17 protein-coding genes are annotated in these 16,308 nt (G+C 62.3%); 6 read left to right on the forward strand and 11 right to left on the reverse strand.

The window, feature by feature from the left end; translation table 11 throughout:
• Positions 1-90 precede the first annotated feature (90 nt).
• The 6 genes from V6F78_RS12175 to V6F78_RS12200 form a co-directional block, all read right to left on the reverse strand.
• Positions 91-696 carry a DUF4136 domain-containing protein gene (locus V6F78_RS12175; protein ID WP_047273243.1) on the reverse strand — a complete coding sequence of 202 codons (606 nt, stop codon included), beginning with the start codon at positions 694-696 and terminating at the stop codon, positions 91-93.
• 27 nt (positions 697-723) lie between these two features.
• Complete coding sequence (locus tag V6F78_RS12180; protein ID WP_070413930.1) at positions 724-1,350, reverse strand: DUF4136 domain-containing protein; 627 nt, start codon at positions 1,348-1,350, stop codon at positions 724-726.
• Positions 1,351-1,372: 22 nt separating this feature from the next.
• Positions 1,373-2,122 carry a methyltransferase domain-containing protein gene (locus V6F78_RS12185; RefSeq protein WP_047291937.1) on the reverse strand — a complete coding sequence of 250 codons (750 nt, stop codon included), beginning with the start codon at positions 2,120-2,122 and terminating at the stop codon, positions 1,373-1,375.
• Positions 2,119-2,424: a MazG-like family protein gene (locus tag V6F78_RS12190; protein ID WP_047273246.1), complete on the reverse strand. Its 306-nt coding sequence runs from the start codon at positions 2,422-2,424 to the stop codon at positions 2,119-2,121. Before V6F78_RS12190 ends, V6F78_RS12185 begins: the two co-directional genes overlap by 4 nt.
• 100 nt (positions 2,425-2,524) lie before the next feature.
• A complete protein-coding gene (locus tag V6F78_RS12195; protein WP_332727338.1) occupies positions 2,525-3,379 on the reverse strand; it encodes a MaoC family dehydratase in 855 nt (284 codons plus the stop codon).
• Between the two features lie 3 nt (positions 3,380-3,382).
• Positions 3,383-4,735, reverse strand: a complete 1,353-nt coding sequence (locus V6F78_RS12200) for a 3-oxoacyl-ACP reductase (protein WP_332727340.1) — start codon at positions 4,733-4,735, stop codon at positions 3,383-3,385.
• Positions 4,736-4,858: 123 nt separating this feature from the next.
• Between V6F78_RS12200 and V6F78_RS12205 the strand changes: the two genes are divergently transcribed.
• A complete protein-coding gene (locus tag V6F78_RS12205) occupies positions 4,859-6,133 on the forward strand; it encodes an acetyl-CoA C-acetyltransferase (RefSeq protein ID WP_047273249.1) in 1,275 nt (424 codons plus the stop codon).
• Between the two features lie 8 nt (positions 6,134-6,141).
• Here the strand turns inward: V6F78_RS12205 and V6F78_RS12210 are convergent, their stop codons facing one another.
• On the reverse strand, positions 6,142-7,176 hold the full coding sequence (locus tag V6F78_RS12210) for a bile acid:sodium symporter family protein (protein WP_047291999.1): 1,035 nt from the start codon (positions 7,174-7,176) through the stop codon (positions 6,142-6,144).
• An 82-nt stretch (positions 7,177-7,258) separates the two neighbouring features.
• Between V6F78_RS12210 and V6F78_RS12215 the strand changes: the two genes are divergently transcribed.
• Entirely contained in the window at positions 7,259-8,053 is a 795-nt protein-coding gene (locus V6F78_RS12215) for an AraC family transcriptional regulator (RefSeq protein WP_047291942.1), read from the forward strand.
• Positions 8,054-8,257: 204 nt separating this feature from the next.
• On the forward strand, positions 8,258-9,151 hold the full coding sequence (locus V6F78_RS12220; RefSeq protein WP_047273251.1) for a PA4780 family RIO1-like protein kinase: 894 nt from the start codon (positions 8,258-8,260) through the stop codon (positions 9,149-9,151).
• A gap of 62 nt (positions 9,152-9,213) precedes the next feature.
• Here V6F78_RS12220 and V6F78_RS12225 read toward each other — a convergent pair whose 3' ends face one another.
• Positions 9,214-10,077, reverse strand: a complete 864-nt coding sequence (locus V6F78_RS12225) for an MBL fold metallo-hydrolase (protein ID WP_047291944.1) — start codon at positions 10,075-10,077, stop codon at positions 9,214-9,216.
• Between the two features lie 96 nt (positions 10,078-10,173).
• Here V6F78_RS12225 and V6F78_RS12230 point away from each other — a divergent pair, with 96 nt between their 5' ends.
• Genes V6F78_RS12230 through V6F78_RS12240 form a run of 3 tightly spaced genes read left to right on the forward strand, consistent with a single transcriptional unit; the run spans position 10,174 to position 12,933 of the window.
• Complete coding sequence (locus tag V6F78_RS12230) at positions 10,174-10,503, forward strand: ArsR/SmtB family transcription factor (RefSeq protein ID WP_047273253.1); 330 nt, start codon at positions 10,174-10,176, stop codon at positions 10,501-10,503.
• Between the two features lie 50 nt (positions 10,504-10,553).
• Positions 10,554-12,119 carry a TIGR01244 family sulfur transferase gene (locus V6F78_RS12235; RefSeq protein ID WP_332727343.1) on the forward strand — a complete coding sequence of 522 codons (1,566 nt, stop codon included), beginning with the start codon at positions 10,554-10,556 and terminating at the stop codon, positions 12,117-12,119.
• Positions 12,120-12,126: 7 nt separating this feature from the next.
• On the forward strand, positions 12,127-12,933 hold the full coding sequence (locus V6F78_RS12240) for a sulfite exporter TauE/SafE family protein (RefSeq protein WP_047273254.1): 807 nt from the start codon (positions 12,127-12,129) through the stop codon (positions 12,931-12,933).
• A gap of 13 nt (positions 12,934-12,946) precedes the next feature.
• Here V6F78_RS12240 and cueR read toward each other — a convergent pair whose 3' ends face one another.
• From cueR to V6F78_RS12255, 3 genes are all read right to left on the reverse strand, one after another.
• Entirely contained in the window at positions 12,947-13,348 is a 402-nt protein-coding gene (gene cueR / locus V6F78_RS12245) for a Cu(I)-responsive transcriptional regulator (protein ID WP_047291945.1), read from the reverse strand.
• A gap of 13 nt (positions 13,349-13,361) precedes the next feature.
• Positions 13,362-15,743, reverse strand: a complete 2,382-nt coding sequence (locus tag V6F78_RS12250) for a heavy metal translocating P-type ATPase (protein WP_139048376.1) — start codon at positions 15,741-15,743, stop codon at positions 13,362-13,364.
• Between the two features lie 102 nt (positions 15,744-15,845).
• Complete coding sequence (locus V6F78_RS12255; RefSeq protein WP_047291947.1) at positions 15,846-16,226, reverse strand: hypothetical protein; 381 nt, start codon at positions 16,224-16,226, stop codon at positions 15,846-15,848.
• Positions 16,227-16,308: the final 82 nt, after the last annotated feature.

Here is a 16,308-nt window from a genome sequence, read left to right on the forward strand (position 1 = left end):
GAGTGTAGTCAAGGTGTGCGGGCGCTGCGTCCCCGATCTCGGCTTCGTTGCTCAGCAGCGACTACAGCCGGTGTCGTCGCTGCCGGGCGCTTAGTTCGCTGTCGGTTTGGGCGGGTAGTCGCTCAGGATTTTGCTCACGGCTTCGTGGATCGCCGCGCTGCGTTGCGCCGGGTCGGGGTTTTTATCCACGACTTTTTCCGCGCTGCCACGCCACACCAACTTGTCGGTTTTGGCGTCGATCAGGTCGATTTGCAGGGTGCCCACCTGGTAGTTGATGTTGCGCACTTCATCGTAGACCGGTGCGCCCCAGTAACCTTCCCACGGGCCACCCCAATAGCCGCCCCATGGCCCACCCCAAGGGCCGCCGTAGCCATAACCGTAATTGGTCACCACCTGTTCCTGGCGTTCAGCAACGATCAGGTAGGTTTGTACCCACAGATCGGCTTTGGTGGCCGGGGTGACTTGGCGCAAGCCGCGCTGGTCCAGCTGATAAGCCACCGCCTGGGTGATGCGTTGTTGGGTCAGGTCGCTTTTGAGCATCGGGTTGTTGGGCACAAATTGCAGGGCAGGTTCCTTCCACGCCCAGGTGTGGAACGTGGCGAAATCAACGGACGGGTTGTAATCGTGTGTGACCTGCATCGATTCGCAGGCGCTGAGCAGCAGTGCCAGCCCTACGAGCGCTATTCGACGTAGCATGATGATTCTCCACTTCAACAATTAGTCTTAATGAGGAGGGTAGGCCTGTACTGCTTTGTTCAGCGATTCGCGCAACGCATTCGCGCGTTCGCTCAGGCTGCCCGTGCTGCTGGTTTCAGCGCTGGAGCTCCAGACAGGCTCGCCGGTCTTGCCGTCATACAGCGTCAGCCGCACCACCATGACGTCCACTTCGTAGGTTCGAACGATGGGCACAGTGTTGTACATGCCGTACTGATTGCCATAACGACCGTAGCGATCCCCATAGAACCCGCCGTAACCAGCCCCATAACCATAGTCGTCCTGAACCTGACGCAAGCGTTTTTCTGCATGTAAATCGGCACTGACCCGCACATCAGCTGGGCGGCCGGGCTGGACCGGGCGCAAGCCCCGCTGATCCAGGGCTGCGCTCACCGCTTCGGCGATCTGTGCTGAATCGGCCCAGGCCGTTCCTGCTGGCAGGCGGCCGTTGAGCCAGGCCCAGCTCTGGTAACGGCCGTAGTCGCGTGGGGGCGCCGGGTAAGCGCTCAGGTCAATGGCGTTGGCGGCCTGCGGCGGGGCGGCAGGCATGGGCAGTGACGAGGCGGTGTACGGGTTGGGGCTTTGGCAGGCGCCCAACCCCAGGCTCAGAACCAATAGAGCAACGCGGCGATACATGACACTCCCCCCAGTTGAACGGTTAAAGCGGGCGGCACACCCAATGCAGGTAACGGCCCAGCCCCGCAAAGGCAGGGTGGCGCCGATGAGCCAGTTCCATTTCAACCAGTGCGTCGAGTTCGGCGCGGGCCTGGAACTCCACGGGCATGTAGTCGTGGAACACGCGCACGCCACTGTGGCTTTCAACCTGCCACAGCGCCTGCATCGCCTGCGCCAGCTCCCGTGGATCAAGGGGCTGTTGCGGGGTAAGGCTCTGTTTTTCGCCCGCCATATCGTTTTTTCGCATCTTGCGGAAATGGCCTTTGAGCAAGTTGCGATAAATCAGCGCATCGCGGTTGTAGAACGCCAGCGACAGCCAGCCGCCGCTGGCCGTCAGTTGGTGCAGCACCGGCAGGATCGCGTGGGGTTCGGCCAGCCATTCCAGCACCGCATGGCACAACACCAGGTCATACGGTTCGGTGAGTTGGCCCAACAGCTCTTGCCAGGACGCCTGAATAAACGTGCCCGTCTGGCCGGCGTCGGCGAAACGCTGACGCGCGCCTTCAAGCATCGGGGCGGCCGGTTCTGCCAGCGTCACGTCGTGGCCTTGCTCGGCCAGCCACAGCGACATGTGCCCCAGCCCCGCGCCGATGTCCAGTACGCGCAAGCGCCGCTGGGGCAGCGATTCTTTAAGGTCGGCTTGCAACACGGCGAGGCGGATGGCCCCTTTGGCGCCGCCATAGATTTTTTCCGCGAAGCGGGTGGCCAGCAGATCGAAGTGACGGTCGCTCATCGGCTGAAACGCCTTTCGCTGTCGGCCAACTTGCTGCGCACCACCTCGTTCATGTCCAGGCCCAGTTCGCTGCACAGCAACAAGAGGTACAACACGATGTCGCCCACTTCCTGACCGGCATGGGCCAGTTGGTCGGCGGGCAGCTGGCGGGACTGGTCTTCGGTCAGCCATTGGAATATTTCCACCAGCTCGGCCATTTCAACACTGGCGGCCATGGCCAGGTTTTTCGGGCTATGGAAGGGCTTCCAGTCGTTGTTATCGCGGATGCGGTGCAGGCGTTGGGTCAATTCGTCGAGGTTCATTGCAGGTGTGCTCTCCAGAAGGCGCAAAGCTTGCGACCGAATGGACGTGGGCGCAAGGGGGGCGCTGGCGCGGCCGACACCTGCGCCGACTGGAGGTGAATTAACTCAACGGCCGCCAGCGCCCGACCATGTGCACCAGGTCTGCATGGCCATTGAGCTGAAAGTCGCCACTGGAACCGGCTTCGCTGCTGTGCAAGATCACTTCGGCGGGCAGGCGCACCGGTTTTTTGAAGTCCACCGTGATTTCGACATTGGCCGCAGGCAAGTGCGAATTCAACGCGGCCAGCGTGCGGGCTTCAAGCCACAGCCCGTGGGCGATAGCGGTCGGCAGACCGAACAGCTTGGCGCTGGCGGCGCTCAGGTGAATCGGGTTGTAGTCCCCGGACACCCTGGCATAACGGCGCCCGATATCGGCCGGGGCGTACCAGCGCGTCAACTCGGTCATGCCGCTCGCAATACTCGCGGCAGGCTGGGGCACGTCCCCGGGTAAATCGACGCCTTTGCACAGCAAGGTACTTTGCGCCTCCCACAGCGGCCCGATGAGGTCGTCCACCTGGGTGACCACGTCGAACGTCGCACCTTTGGGGTGTTTTTGCAGGTTGTTCGCGGACACGCCAATGCGCAGTTGAGACACGCCGCCCATGGGCCGCAGCACGCGAATCTGATTGCTCAGGTGGATCAACCCCAGCAGCGGAAACGGAAAGTCTTTGTCGGTCAGTAACTGCATTTGCAGCCCGAACGCCAGGAGGTGCGGGTAGGTCGGTGGCAACAGCGGGCTGGAAGGCAGGTCGCAGACCTCACGAAACGCCCCCAGCGGTTTGCCGTCCACCGTCACCCAGCAACGCAGCCCTTTATCAGGCAGGGTGTCGCCGGTGATTGTGCGCTTGGCCGCCGCGCGGGCGTACAGGGCTGGCAGGTGCGGCGGGGTGTCGAGGTCGAGCCAGTTGACAGTCATGGGTCAGGCCCCCAACACGCTTTGGCCGCACACCCGCAGCGTTTGGCCACTGACCGCGCCCGAGCCCGGTTGAGCGAGCCAGGCCACCGCTTCAGCGACGTCCTGGGGCAAACCGCCCTGGCCCAGCGAACTCATGCGTCGACCTGCTTCGCGCAGGGCAAACGGAATGTGCGCGGTCATTTGCGTTTCAATAAAGCCCGGCGCCACGGCGTTGATGCTGATGCCGCGCTCACCGAGCAACGGCGCCCAGGCTTGCGCCAGACCGATCAACCCGGCTTTGCTCGCGGCGTAGTTGGTTTGCCCGCGATTACCGGCAATGCCGCTGATGGAGGCGAGCAGGACGACGCGCCCGTTGTCCTGCAGGATGCCGCTGTCGAGCAGGGCTTTGGTCAGCACTTGGGGCGCATTCAGGTTGACCGCCAGCACTGCGTCCCAGTACTCGGGGGTCATGTTGGCCAGGGTTTTGTCCCGGGTGATGCCGGCGTTGTGCACCACAATGTCGATGCCCTCCGGTAAGTGCTCGATCAGTTGCGGGGCGGCGTTTTCAGCGCAAATGTCCAGCGTGATACTGCGCCCGCCGATACGGGCCGCGAGGGCTTCAAGGTCGTTTTTTGCCCCTGGCACGTCCAGCAGGATGACGTCGGCGCCGTCCCGTGCCAGGGTTTGCGCGATGGCTGCGCCAATGCCGCGGGCCGCGCCGGTGACCAGCGCCTTGCGCCCGGCCAGTGGTCGCGTCCAGTCACTGACCGGCGTTGCGCAGGCAGACAGGCGCAGCACCTGGCCACTGATAAAGGCGCTTTTGGGCGACAGGAAAAACCGCAGCGCCCCTTCCAGTTGATCTTCGGCGCCCTCGTTGACGTACAGCAATTGCAGGGTGCCGCCGTTGCGCAATTCTTTGGCCAGCGAACGGCTGAACCCTTCAAGCGCCCGCTGGGCACTGGCGGCAAACGGATCGCGTTGACGTTCAGGCGGGCGGCCAAGGATCACCAGATGCGCGCCGGGTTGCAGGCTACGCAGCAGCGGCTGGAAAAATTCGCGCAGCTGTTTGAGCTGGTCGGTGTGCAGCACATCGCTGGCATCAAACACCACGGCCTTGAGCGCGGGGCCCTGGCCTGGAATCCACGGGCTGGCGGCCAAGGGCTCGGCGCCATAGCTGAACACGGCGTCGGTGAGTTTATTGGCAAAAGCCTTGATGTGTCGGACCAGCGGGCCGCCACCCATCAGCAGCGGGCCTTCTACCGGGCGCAGACGTCCGGCTTGCCAGCGTTCCAGTCGCACCGGTGACGCAAGCCCTACCGCGCCGACCAACCGTCGGCCGAGGGATGAGTTGGCGAAGTCGATATAACGGTCTGACATGGAACACTCTCCGACACATGGGGTTCAAAGGGTTGACCACAGGAAGACAAGGGTCGTTCGTTAAAGGGTGATAGCACCTACGCTTGTAACGACAAATGGTTACTCAATCAAAGGGGACGTCTTATGACTTTGCGCCGTGTAGCGATTATTGGCGGTAATCGAATTCCGTTTGCCCGGGCTAACGGGCCGTACGCGAGGGCCAGTAATCAGGCGATGCTGACGGCCGCGCTGGAAGGGCTGATCGAACGCTTCAACCTGCATGGCGAGCGTCTGGGCGAAGTGGTGGCCGGGGCGGTGCTCAAGGATGCACGCGATTTCAGCCTGACCCGCGAATGTGTACTGGGCTCACGCCTGTCGCCGCAAACCCCGGCCTACGATCTGCAACAAGCGTGCGGCACCGGGCTGGAAGCCGCCTTGCTGGTGGCCAATAAAATCGCCTTGGGGCAGATCGAGTGCGCGGTGGCGGGCGGGGTCGACACCACGTCTGATGTGCCGATTGGCCTGAATGACGGCTTGCGTCAGTGGCTGTTGCAGCTCAACCGCACCAAGGCGCCGCTGGACAAGCTCAAGGCTGTGCTGCAATTGCGTCCGCAGTTTCTGAAACCGGCGTTCCCGCGCAATGGCGAGCCGCGCACCGGGTTGTCGATGGGCCAGCACTGCGAGTTGATGGCGCAAACCTGGCACATCCCCCGCGCCGATCAGGATGCCTTGGCCCTGCACAGCCATCAGGCGCTTGCCACGGCGTATCACGAAGGCTGGGAAGACGATCTGGTCACGCCCTTTTTGGGCCTGACCCGGGACAACAACCTGCGCACGGATTTGACCTTGGAAAAACTGGCCGCGCTCAAGCCGGTTTTTGAGCGCAGTGCCAAAGGCACGCTGACGGCCGGTAACTCGACGCCGCTGACCGATGGCGCGTCAGTGGTGCTGCTGGGCAGTGAAGCGTGGGCCAAGGCGCGTGGCTTGCCGATTCTGGCGTACCTGCGCGATGGGGAGACCGCAGCGGTGGATTTCGTACACGGTGCAGAAGGCCTGCTGATGGCCCCGGTGTATGCCGTCCCACGTTTGCTCGCGCGTAATGGCCTGAGTCTGCAGGACTTCGACTACTACGAAATACACGAAGCGTTTGCAGCGCAGGTGCTCTGTACGTTGAAAGCCTGGGAAGACCCCGAGTACTGCAAAACCCGCCTGGGGCTGGACGCGCCGCTGGGGGCGATTGACCGCAGCAAGCTCAACGTCAAGGGCAGTTCGTTGGCGGCGGGGCATCCGTTTGCGGCCACTGGCGGGCGTATCGTGGCCAACCTCGCCAAGTTGCTCGACGCCGCCGGCCAAGGGCGCGGGCTGATCTCGATTTGCGCGGCGGGCGGGCAGGGCGTCACCGCGATTATTGAGCGTTAACCTTCGGGTTAGGGCGTCGGCGCGGCCGGGGCGTTGGGGATAAGAGGGTCGGCCGCTTGCTGACGGCGGCTGGCATAGTTTTCTGCCATCACTGAACACACGATCAGTTGCAGCGGGTGGTAGATCATGATGGGCAGCAGGATCAAGCCCAGCCCAGGGTTGGCGCCAAAAATCAGGGCGGCCATGGGCGCACCCGCCGCCAAGGATTTCTTGCTGGCGCAGAACACGGCGGCAATTTCATCGGGCGTGCTGAAGTGCAGCGCGCGGGCGGTGCGGGTGGTCATCCACAGAATGACCGCGAGCAGCACGGCGCTGCCGACAAAGGCGCTGAGAATCACTGACGATCCCTGTTGCTGCCACATCCCCGAGACCATCGAGTTGCAGAACGCGGCGTACACCAGCAACAGAATCACCAGCTTGTCGACGATGCTGGTGTAACGCTTGTGCCGGGCAAAAAAACGGCCGAACAGCGGACGCACCAGTTGCCCCAGCACCAGCGGCAGCAACAACAGGGCGCAGAGGTCGAGCAGGGTGGCGCCGAGGTCGATTCCGCCTGTGCCGCTGCCGACCACGACACTCACCAGCAAGGGCGTCAGGAAAATCCCCAGCACACTCGACAGGCTGGCGTTGAGAATCGCCGCCGGTACGTTGCCGCCCGCGCTGCCGGTGAGTGCCACCGACGAAGAGATGGTCGAGGGCAGCGCACACAGGTAGAAAAAGCCCAGCATCAACAACGGCGGTACATGGCTGCCCAACAGCAAGTCGGCCCCCAGCCATATCAGCGGGAAGACGACAAAGGTGAAGCCTTGCACCATCAGGTGCAGGCGCAGGTTTTTCAGGCCGTGGCGGATCTGCTCGCTGGACAGGTTGACCCCATGCAGGAAGAACACCAGGAACACGCCGATGTTGATGACCCATTCTGCGTGCATGGCGCCGCCGGTGCTGCCGAACGCGGGGAACAGGTACGCCAGAAACGTGGCCAGTACCATGCCGCACAGAAACCAGTCAGTGAATACGCGTTTGAAGTGTTTGAGCACAGGCATCGCAGGCACCGCAATGTTGTAAGAATTGATGACATAGCCTAACGTCGGCCTGATCTGACGTCTCGCGACATAAGGCCAATCCATGCCGCCCAACGGACAACGTGGCCCTCAACGGGCGATTCCCCAACTCGACGCACTGCCCCGGCCGCTTTATGCGCGGGCCGAGAGCCTGGGCGCGGGTTCCTGGACGCCGCGCCATCGGCATGACTGGGTGCAGTTTTCTTACGCCATCAGTGGCGTATTGGGGGTGCACACCGACCAAGGCAGCTTTTTCGCCCCGCCGCAGTGGGGGATATGGATTCCGGCGGGGCTGGAGCACGAGGTCATGACCTCGATGCGCGCCGAGATGCGCAGCCTGTATGTGCGCCGTGAAGACTGCCCGTGGGCGCCCGATCATTGCCGGGTGCTGGAGGTCACGCCGCTGGCCCGCGAGTTGATCAAGCGCTTCTGTGCGCTGCCGGCCAACTACCCCGAAGCAGGCGGCCCCGAGCAACGACTGGTGAGTGTGTTGCTGGACCAATTGGCCGAATTGCCGGAAGTGGGCTTTTCGCTGCCATTGCCTCACCACCCGCGCCTTCTGGTGCTGTGCAATGAATTAATTGAAACCCCTGATGCCGAAGTCAGCGTAGGGCTGTGGGCGGCCCGGCTGGGCGTGTCGGAGAAAACCCTGATGCGATTGTTTCAACGTGAGACAGGCTTGAGCTTTCGTGGCTGGCGCCAGCGGGTACGCTTGCTGTCGTCGTTGCGGGTGCTGGAAGACGGTGCTCACGTCACCCGTGCGGCTCTGTCCTGCGGCTATGAGTCGACGTCGGCGTTCATCGCCGCGTTCAAGAAACTGTTTGGCGCCACGCCCGGCGAGCTGTTTCGCCATCACTGAGCGTCGGGCGCTCAGGCGGTGCCGGCCCATCGGGGCTCGTCTATCATTCAGAAGGTTTGGCACAGGATGCGCCGGGCTGTCAGGTGTACAGGAAGTGCTTGCAAGCGACTTGGAATGCGGCGCCCCTCTCCCCGTGGTGCGCGGATTGCCGTATAACGAGTGACATTCGCGTGTTTGGTAATAAAGGACCCACAATAAAAGCTGATGAAGACTCCAAAACGCTTAGAACCCCTGATCGAGGACGGTCTGGTCGACGAGGTGCTGCGCCCACTCATGAGTGGTAAAGAAGCAGCTGTGTACGTAGTCCGCTGCGGCAATGAGCTGCGATGCGCCAAGGTTTACAAGGAGGCTAACAAACGAAGTTTTCGCCAGGCCGCCGAATATCAGGAGGGTCGCAAGGTTCGTAACAGCCGTCAGGCCCGAGCGATGGCCAAGGGCTCGAAGTTCGGTCGTAAAGAGACCGAAGATGCCTGGCAAAACGCCGAAGTGGCTGCGCTGTTCCGTCTGGCTGGCGCCGGGGTGCGGGTTCCCAAACCGTTCGACTTCCTGGAAGGCGTGCTGTTGATGGAACTGGTGGCCGACGAATACGGCGACGCGGCTCCGCGTCTGAACGACGTGGTGCTGGAGCCGGACCAGGCCCGTGAATACCACGCGTTTTTGATTCAGCAGATTGTGCTGATGCTGTGTACCGGTCTGGTTCACGGTGACTTGTCCGAGTTCAACGTGCTGCTGACCCCGACCGGCCCGGTGATTATCGACCTGCCGCAAGCGGTCGATGCCGCGGGCAACAACCACGCGTTCAGCATGCTGGAACGTGACGTGGGCAACATGGCGTCGTACTTCGGCCGGTTTGCGCCGGAGTTGAAGACGACCCGATACGCCAAGGAAATGTGGGCGCTGTATGAAGCGGGCACGTTGCACCCTGGCAGCGTGTTGACGGGTGAGTTTGACGAGCCGGACGAGCTGGCCGATGTCGGCGGAGTCATGCGCGAGATCGAAGCGGCGCGGCTGGATGAAGAACGCCGTCAGGCCGTACGGGCTGCCGATGAGGCTCCCCCGGGCAAAACCGAAGAGCCGCCTCCACCGTGGATGCAGTGATTCGATGAAGCAAAAAAACCGGCTGCGGCCGGTTTTTTTGTGGGCGTAGTTCACCTGCTGACTTAAAACCGGTTCAGCGGGACTTTCAGGCTGTGTATGCCTTTGTCGTCGGCAGGCGGCAGGTTGCCCGCGCGAATATTGATCTGGATCGCCGGAATCAAGAGTTGCGGCACCGACAAGGTTGCGTCACGGGCAGTGCGCATCGCCACAAAACTGTCAAGGTCGAGGGTGTCATTCACGTGGATGTTGCGCGCCCGCTGTTCACCCACGGTGGTGGTCCAGGCCACGTCGCGGCCTTCGGGCGGGTAGTCATGGCACATGTATAACCGGGTGGTCGGCGGCATAGACAGCAGGCGTTTTATGGACTGATACAGTTGCCTCGCATCGCCCCCGGGGAAGTCGCAGCGGGCCGTGCCGACATCGGGCATGAACAGGGTGTCACCGACAAAAATGTGGCTGTCTTCGATCTGGTACGCCATGTCCGCTGGGGTGTGGCCGGGCACATGCAGCGCGCGCACGTGCAGCGGGCCAATGTGAAACACCTCGTCAGGGGTAAACAATTTGTCGAATTGTGATCCGTCCTGCCGGAACTCAGGCTCAAGGTTGTAGAGGTCGCGGAACACACCCTGCACCTGAGTGATGGGCGCTCCGATGCCAATGTGGCCGCCGAGTGTTTTCTTCAGGTAGGCACTGGCCGACAAGTGATCGGCGTGGGCATGGGTTTCCAGCAGCCAGTGCACCGTCAGGCCACGGGACTCGACAAAGGCGGCGATCCGGTCCGCACCTTGGGTGCTGATGCGCCCGGCGGCGGCATCGTAATCGAGCACCGGGTCGATGATCGCGCAGGCGCCCGCCGTGGCGGCGTACACCACGTAGCTGACGGTGGAGGTAGCGGGATCGTAAAAGCCCTGTATTTCGGGGTGCATGGCGGCCTCACATCAATCGATACAATTCTTAATATATTGAAACATATATTATTGAATCGTAAACTGTCGACCGTTATGTCGGCAGGGGTTTTTTTAATGTCTGTACAGCTCACCCATCACCAAATCGGTCTGCTGCGCGATTCGGCGTCCAAAGCCTGCCTGCTGCTCAAGGCGCTGGCCAACGAAGATCGCCTGTTGCTGTTGTGTCAGTTGACCCAGGGCGAGCGCAACGTGGGCGAGCTTGAGGCGCTGACCGGTATTCGTCAGCCCACGCTGTCTCAACAGTTGGGTGTGCTGCGCGACGAAGGGTTGGTCAATACCCGGCGCATGGGCAAGTTCATCTTCTATTCCCTCGCCAGTTTCGAAGTGGTCTCGGTCATGCAAACCCTGTCCGGTTTGTACTGTGGTCAAGCGTTGAAGCAGTAACGCGCAGCGGGACCCGATCCATTCATTTTCAGTTGTGCCTGGAGTGCTCAATGGAGCAAAACATCAAGCGAATCGACGCGTGCTTTTCGGTGGCGGGTCAAATCGGTCAGTCTGATCTCCAAACGTTAGCGGGGCAGGGGTTTCGCAGTGTGATCTGCAACCGGCCCGATCATGAAGGCGGCCCCGAACAACCCGAGCACACCGCGATCCGCGACGCCGCGCAGGCCCTGGGGTTGAGTTTTGCGTATGTGCCTGTGGCCACCACCGGGGCGACGGCGCAGGACGCCGAACAGATGCGCACCGTACTGGCGCAACTGCCGACGCCGATTCTGGCGTTTTGCCGCACCGGCAATCGCTCCTCCAAACTGTATGAACTGGTCACCCGTGGCACTCGCGAAGCGGCACCGTATGACATCGTCGTGATCGGCGGCGGCTCGGCCGGGATCTCGGTGTGCGCGAGCCTGCTCAAGCGGGATGCGGCGTTACGCATTGCCGTGGTTGAGCCCAGCGCCGAGCATTACTACCAACCCGCGTGGACGTTGGTGGGTGGCGGTGCCTATGACGTGAAAAACACCGTGCGTGCCACGGCCGACGTGATGCCCAAGGGCGCCACCTGGGTCAAGGCGTCGCTGTCCGCCTTTGCCCCCGAGCGCAATGTGGTGCTGCTCAGTGATGGCAAGGAGTTGACCTATCAGCAATTGATCGTCTGCCCGGGGCTGGAACTGGCCTGGGAGAAAATCGAGGGGCTGGAAGAGACGCTGGGCCAGCATGGCGTGACTTCCAACTACCGCTATGACCTCGCGCCCTATACCTGGGAGCTGGTGCGCACGTTGCGCGGCGGTACGGCGCTGTTTACCCAGCCGCCCATGCCGATCAAGTGCGCAGGCGCGCCGCAAAAAGCCATGTACCTGGCCTGTGACCACTGGCGCAAACAGGGGGTGCTGGACGCGGTAGCGGTCGAGTTCAACCTGTCGGGCGCGGCGTTGTTCGGTGTCCCGGCCTTTGTGCCGCCCTTGATGAAATACGTTGAAGCGTACAACGCCACACTGGTGTTTCAGTCCACGCTGGTGAAGGTCGACGGCCCTGGCAAAACGGCCTGGTTTGATGTGACGGACGCTGACGGCAATGTGAGCCGTCAGCAGAAAACATTCGACATGTTGCATGTCGTGCCGCCGCAACAGGCGCCGGATGTGATCCGTCGCAGCCCGTTGGCGGACAGTGCCGGTTGGTTTGAAACCGACCCGGCCACCTTGCAGCACCCGCGCCATCCGGAGATTTTTGCCCTGGGCGATGTGTGCGACACGCCGAATGCCAAAACGGCCGCAGCGGTGCGCAAGCAAGTCGTGGTGGTGGCTGAAAACCTGATCGCCCTGCGTAAGGGCGCTGCGCTGAGCAAACGCTATGACGGCTACGGTTCGTGCCCGCTGACCGTCGAGAACGGCAAAGTGATCCTGGCCGAGTTCGGCTATGGCGGCAAATTGCTGCCAACGTTCCCGCTGGACCCGACTGTCGCGCGTCAGTCAGCGTGGTTCCTCAAGGCGTCTTTCCTGCCGTGGTTCTACTGGCAAGGCATGCTCAAGGGGCGCGAGTGGTTCACCGACTGCTCGGGAAACTGACCGGCCTATGTTGACCATTCTGTTGGGCGTTTTGGTGGGCGTGGTGCTGGGGTTGACCGGTGCCGGGGGTGGCATTTTGGCGATTCCGGCGTTGACCCTCGGTTTGGGGTGGACGCTGGCGCAGGCCACGCCGGTGGCGTTGCTGGCGGTGGGCACGGCGGCGGCGTTGGGTGCGCTCGACGGCTTGCGCAAAGGCCTGGTGCGCTACAAGGCCGCCGCGCTGATGGCGTTGGTGGGTTCGATCACCTCGCCGGTGGGGTTGTATCTGGCCGCGCTGTTGCCCGCCAGGGTGCTGGTGTTGCTGTTTGGCTGCGTGATGATTTTTGTGGCCGTGCGCATGTTTCTCCAGGCACGGGCCGATGGCCGTGAAGGGGCCAGCGAAGGGGTTCTGGAAAAAAACTGCATGCTCAATCCGGCCACCGGCCGCCTGACCTGGAATGCACGGTGCAGCCTCACGCTGGTGTCGATTGGCGCCACGTCAGGCTTGCTCACCGGGTTGTTGAGTGTGGGCGGCGGGTTCTTGATCGTGCCGGCGTTTCGCAAGTTCAGCGATGTGCGCATTCACGCCGTGGTGTCCACCTCGCTGATGGTGGTGGCGTTGGTGTCACTCGGCACGTTGGGCAATTTGATGCGTCAGGGCGTGAGCCTGTCCACCGAGGGTGTGCTGTTTATTGTCGCCACACTGGTGGGGATGATCGCGGGCCGGGTGATTTCGCCCAAGGTCTCTGCGCAGTTATTGCAGCAGGGGTTTGCCGTGTTGTGCGCGTTGGTGAGTGTGCTGATGTTCGCCAAAGTGCTCATGATGAGCCTTTGACGAAACGCCTGGCTCAGGCGCAGCAACTGCCCGACGCCAGGCCCTTGAGGATCGGGCAGTCAGGACGGTGGTCGCCCTGGCACGTATCGACCAGGTCTTGCAGGGTGTCGCGCAGGCTGGTCAGCTCGACGATTTTTTGGTTCAGCTCATCGATATGCTGGCGCGCCAGCGCTTTCACGTCGCTGCTGGCGCGCTGGCGGTCTTGCCAGAGCGCCAGCAGTTTGCCGACTTCGTCCAGAGAAAACCCCAAGTCCCGCGAACGCTTGATGAAGGCCAGGGTGTGCAGGTCGTCGTCGTTGTACAGCCGGTAGCCGCTGTCACTGCGATGGGCAGGCTTGAGCAGGCCGATGGACTCGTAATAACGAATCATCTTGGCGCTCAATCCACTGTGCTTCGCGGCTTGACCGATGTTCATGACGACTGCCTCCTCACTCAAGGTCCTTGGGTTTCCAGAACTTCAGCAACAGCGCATTGCTGACCACGCTCACGCTGGAAAAGGCCATCGCGGCCCCGGCCAATACCGGGTTCAAAAAGCCGAAGGCCGCCAGCGGAATCCCGATCACGTTGTAGATAAACGCCCAAAACAGGTTTTGGCGGATTTTGGCGTAGGTCTTGCGGCTGATTTCCAGCGCGGCAGGCACCAGACGCGGGTCGCCGCGCATCAGGGTGATACCGGCCGCATGCATGGCCACGTCTGTGCCGCCGCCCATGGCAATGCCGATGTCGGCCGCCGCGAGCGCCGGGGCGTCATTGATGCCGTCGCCTACCATGGCGACCACCCCGGTTTTTTTCAACTCGGCCACCGTGGCGGCTTTGTCGGCGGGCAGCACCTCGGCGTGAACATCCTGAATACCCAACGCTTCGGCCACCACCTTGGCACTGCCTTTGTTGTCGCCAGTCAGCAAGTGGCTGCTGATATGGCGCTCGGTGAGCTGCTGCACGGCGGACAGTGCCCCCGGCTTCAAGGTGTCGCCAAAGGCGAACAGGCCCAGCACTTTGGGCTGTGGGCTTTGCTCGATCAGCCACGACAAGGTGCGGCCTTCGGCTTCCCAGGCCGCGGCGGAGTCGGCCAGCGGGCCGGGGGTGAGCCCGGTTTCTTCCAGCAGGCGACGGTTACCCAGCGCCAGACGACGGTCCAGCAAGGTGCCAGCAATCCCTCGGCCCGTCAGCGACTGGCTGTCCGTGACATCGGGCACGGTCAACTGACGCGCTGCGCAGGCATCGAGTACGGCTTTGGCCAAGGGGTGCTCGCTGCCGCGTTGCAGGGCCCCGGCGGCTTGCAGCAATTGCGCTTCGTCCCCCGAGACGGCACTGAAATGGGCAATTTGCGGGGTGCCGGAGGTCAGCGTGCCGGTTTTGTCGAAGACCACGGCGCTGACTTCATGGGCGCGCTCAAGGGCTTCGGCGTCTTTGATCAAAATGCCATGCCGGGCAGCCACCCCGGTTCCGGCCATGATCGCCGTCGGGGTGGCGAGGCCGAGCGCGCAGGGGCACGCGATGACCAGCACGGCGACAGCGTTGATCAGCGCGGTTTCAATCGGCGCGCCGTAGAACCACCAGCCCAGTAACGTCGCCAGCGCAATCAGCAGCACCACGGGGACGAAAATCTGGCTGACTTTATCCACAAGCTTTTGAATCGGGGCCTTGCCCGCCTGTGCGTCTTCCACCAGGCGAATAATGCGCGCCAGTACGGTTTCAGTGCCCAGCGCCAGGGTTTTGATCACCAGACGACCTTCGCCGTTGATGGCGCCACCCGTGACGTTATCCCCAGGCTGTTTTGGCACCGGCAGGCTTTCGCCGCTGATCAGGGCCTCGTCGGCATGGCTTTGACCTTCGACCACTTCGCCGTCTACCGGGAAGCGTTCGCCGGGTTTGACCAGCACCAGGTCGTTGAGGCGCAGGTCGCTGATGGCCACGTCCTGTTCCTGCCCATCGACCACCCGCAGGGCGCGTTCGGGGCGCAAGGCTTCGAGCGCCCGGATGGCGCTGGCGGTCTGGCGTTTGGCGCGGCTTTCAAGGTATTTGCCCAACAGCACCAGGGCGATCACCACGGCCGAGGCTTCGAAGTACAGGTGCGGCATGGTGCCGGGGGCGGCGATGGCCCATTCATACAGGCTGAGGCCGTAACCGGCACTGGTGCCCAGTGCGACGAGCAAGTCCATATTGCCTGCACCGGCTTTGACGGCTTTCCAGGCGGCCACGTAAAACCGTGCGCCGAGGATGAACTGCACCGGAGTGGCCAGCAGAAATTGCGCCCAGGCGGGCAGCATCCAGTGCAGGCCGAACGGCTCGACCAGCATCGGCAGGACCAGCGGCAATGCCAAAACGATGGCCGCCACCAGCGACCAACGCTCACGGCGCAGGCGTTTGTGTTGATCGTCTTGGGTGGCGTGGACATTTTCTGTGAGTTGGGCGCTGTAGCCCGCCTTGGTCACCGCCTCGATCAGGCGGGAGGGGTCGACAGGTCCCAGCGATTCGATGTGCGCCCGCTCACTGGCCAGGTTGACGGTGGCGTTTGTCACGCCGGGAACTTTGGCCAGGGCTTTCTCAACCCGACCTGCACAGGAGGCGCAGGTCATGCCGCCGATGTTCAGCTCTACGGTCTGGCTGGGCACGCTGTAACCGGCCTGGGCGACCGCTTCAAGCAACAACGGCAGGCTGTCGGTAGGCGCTTGGATACGCGCCTGTTCAGTGGCCAGATTGACACTGACCGATGTCACGCCGGGCACCTTGGCCAGCGCTTTTTCTACGCGGCCGGCGCAACTGGCGCAGGTCATGCCGGCGATCGGCAAGTCGTATTGAATGGGCACGAACAATCCTCCTCAAGAAGTTATCTATCCATAGAATCGACCTTGACCCGGTGGGAAGGTCAAGGCGCTTGTCAACCGTGACGGCCGTCTTCTTGACGGTGCTTAATATTCGAGCTTGGCGGGCTTGAGGTAGAGGCCGCCTTTTTGCAGGGCAATGCGATATTTGCGCACATCGCCCGCTTTCAAGGTGAGGGTTTGAGACGGTGGGGCCAGCATGCCCGGCAGACAACCCGGGGCTTGGCCCGGCAATAACTTGAGGCGAATGCTGATGGGGCCGGGCGGGAAGTTGAAGGACGCGGTTTGTTCCTGAAACAAGCGGCCGGCCAGTTGGTCGTCTACATAAAGACCGATTTCGCAATTGGTTGGCACCTCAAGGCGCTCGCGGGAAATGATCAACACGCCGTAGTCCTGATCAGCGTTTGCCCACAACGGCAAGCTGGCAAGACCTAAAAGGCTGACTAGGCTCAAAGCGGACCAGCGCATGGCTACGTATCCTGTTTTCAAATCGGAAGGTTTGCAGCTTGGCCGAGCGCGAAACAGATTGCCAGCTTCGTGTCACTGCAGC

The sequence above is a fragment of the Pseudomonas sp. ESBL9 genome (assembly GCF_036668715.1).
Classification (GTDB): Bacteria; Pseudomonadota; Gammaproteobacteria; order Pseudomonadales; family Pseudomonadaceae; genus Aquipseudomonas; species Aquipseudomonas lundensis.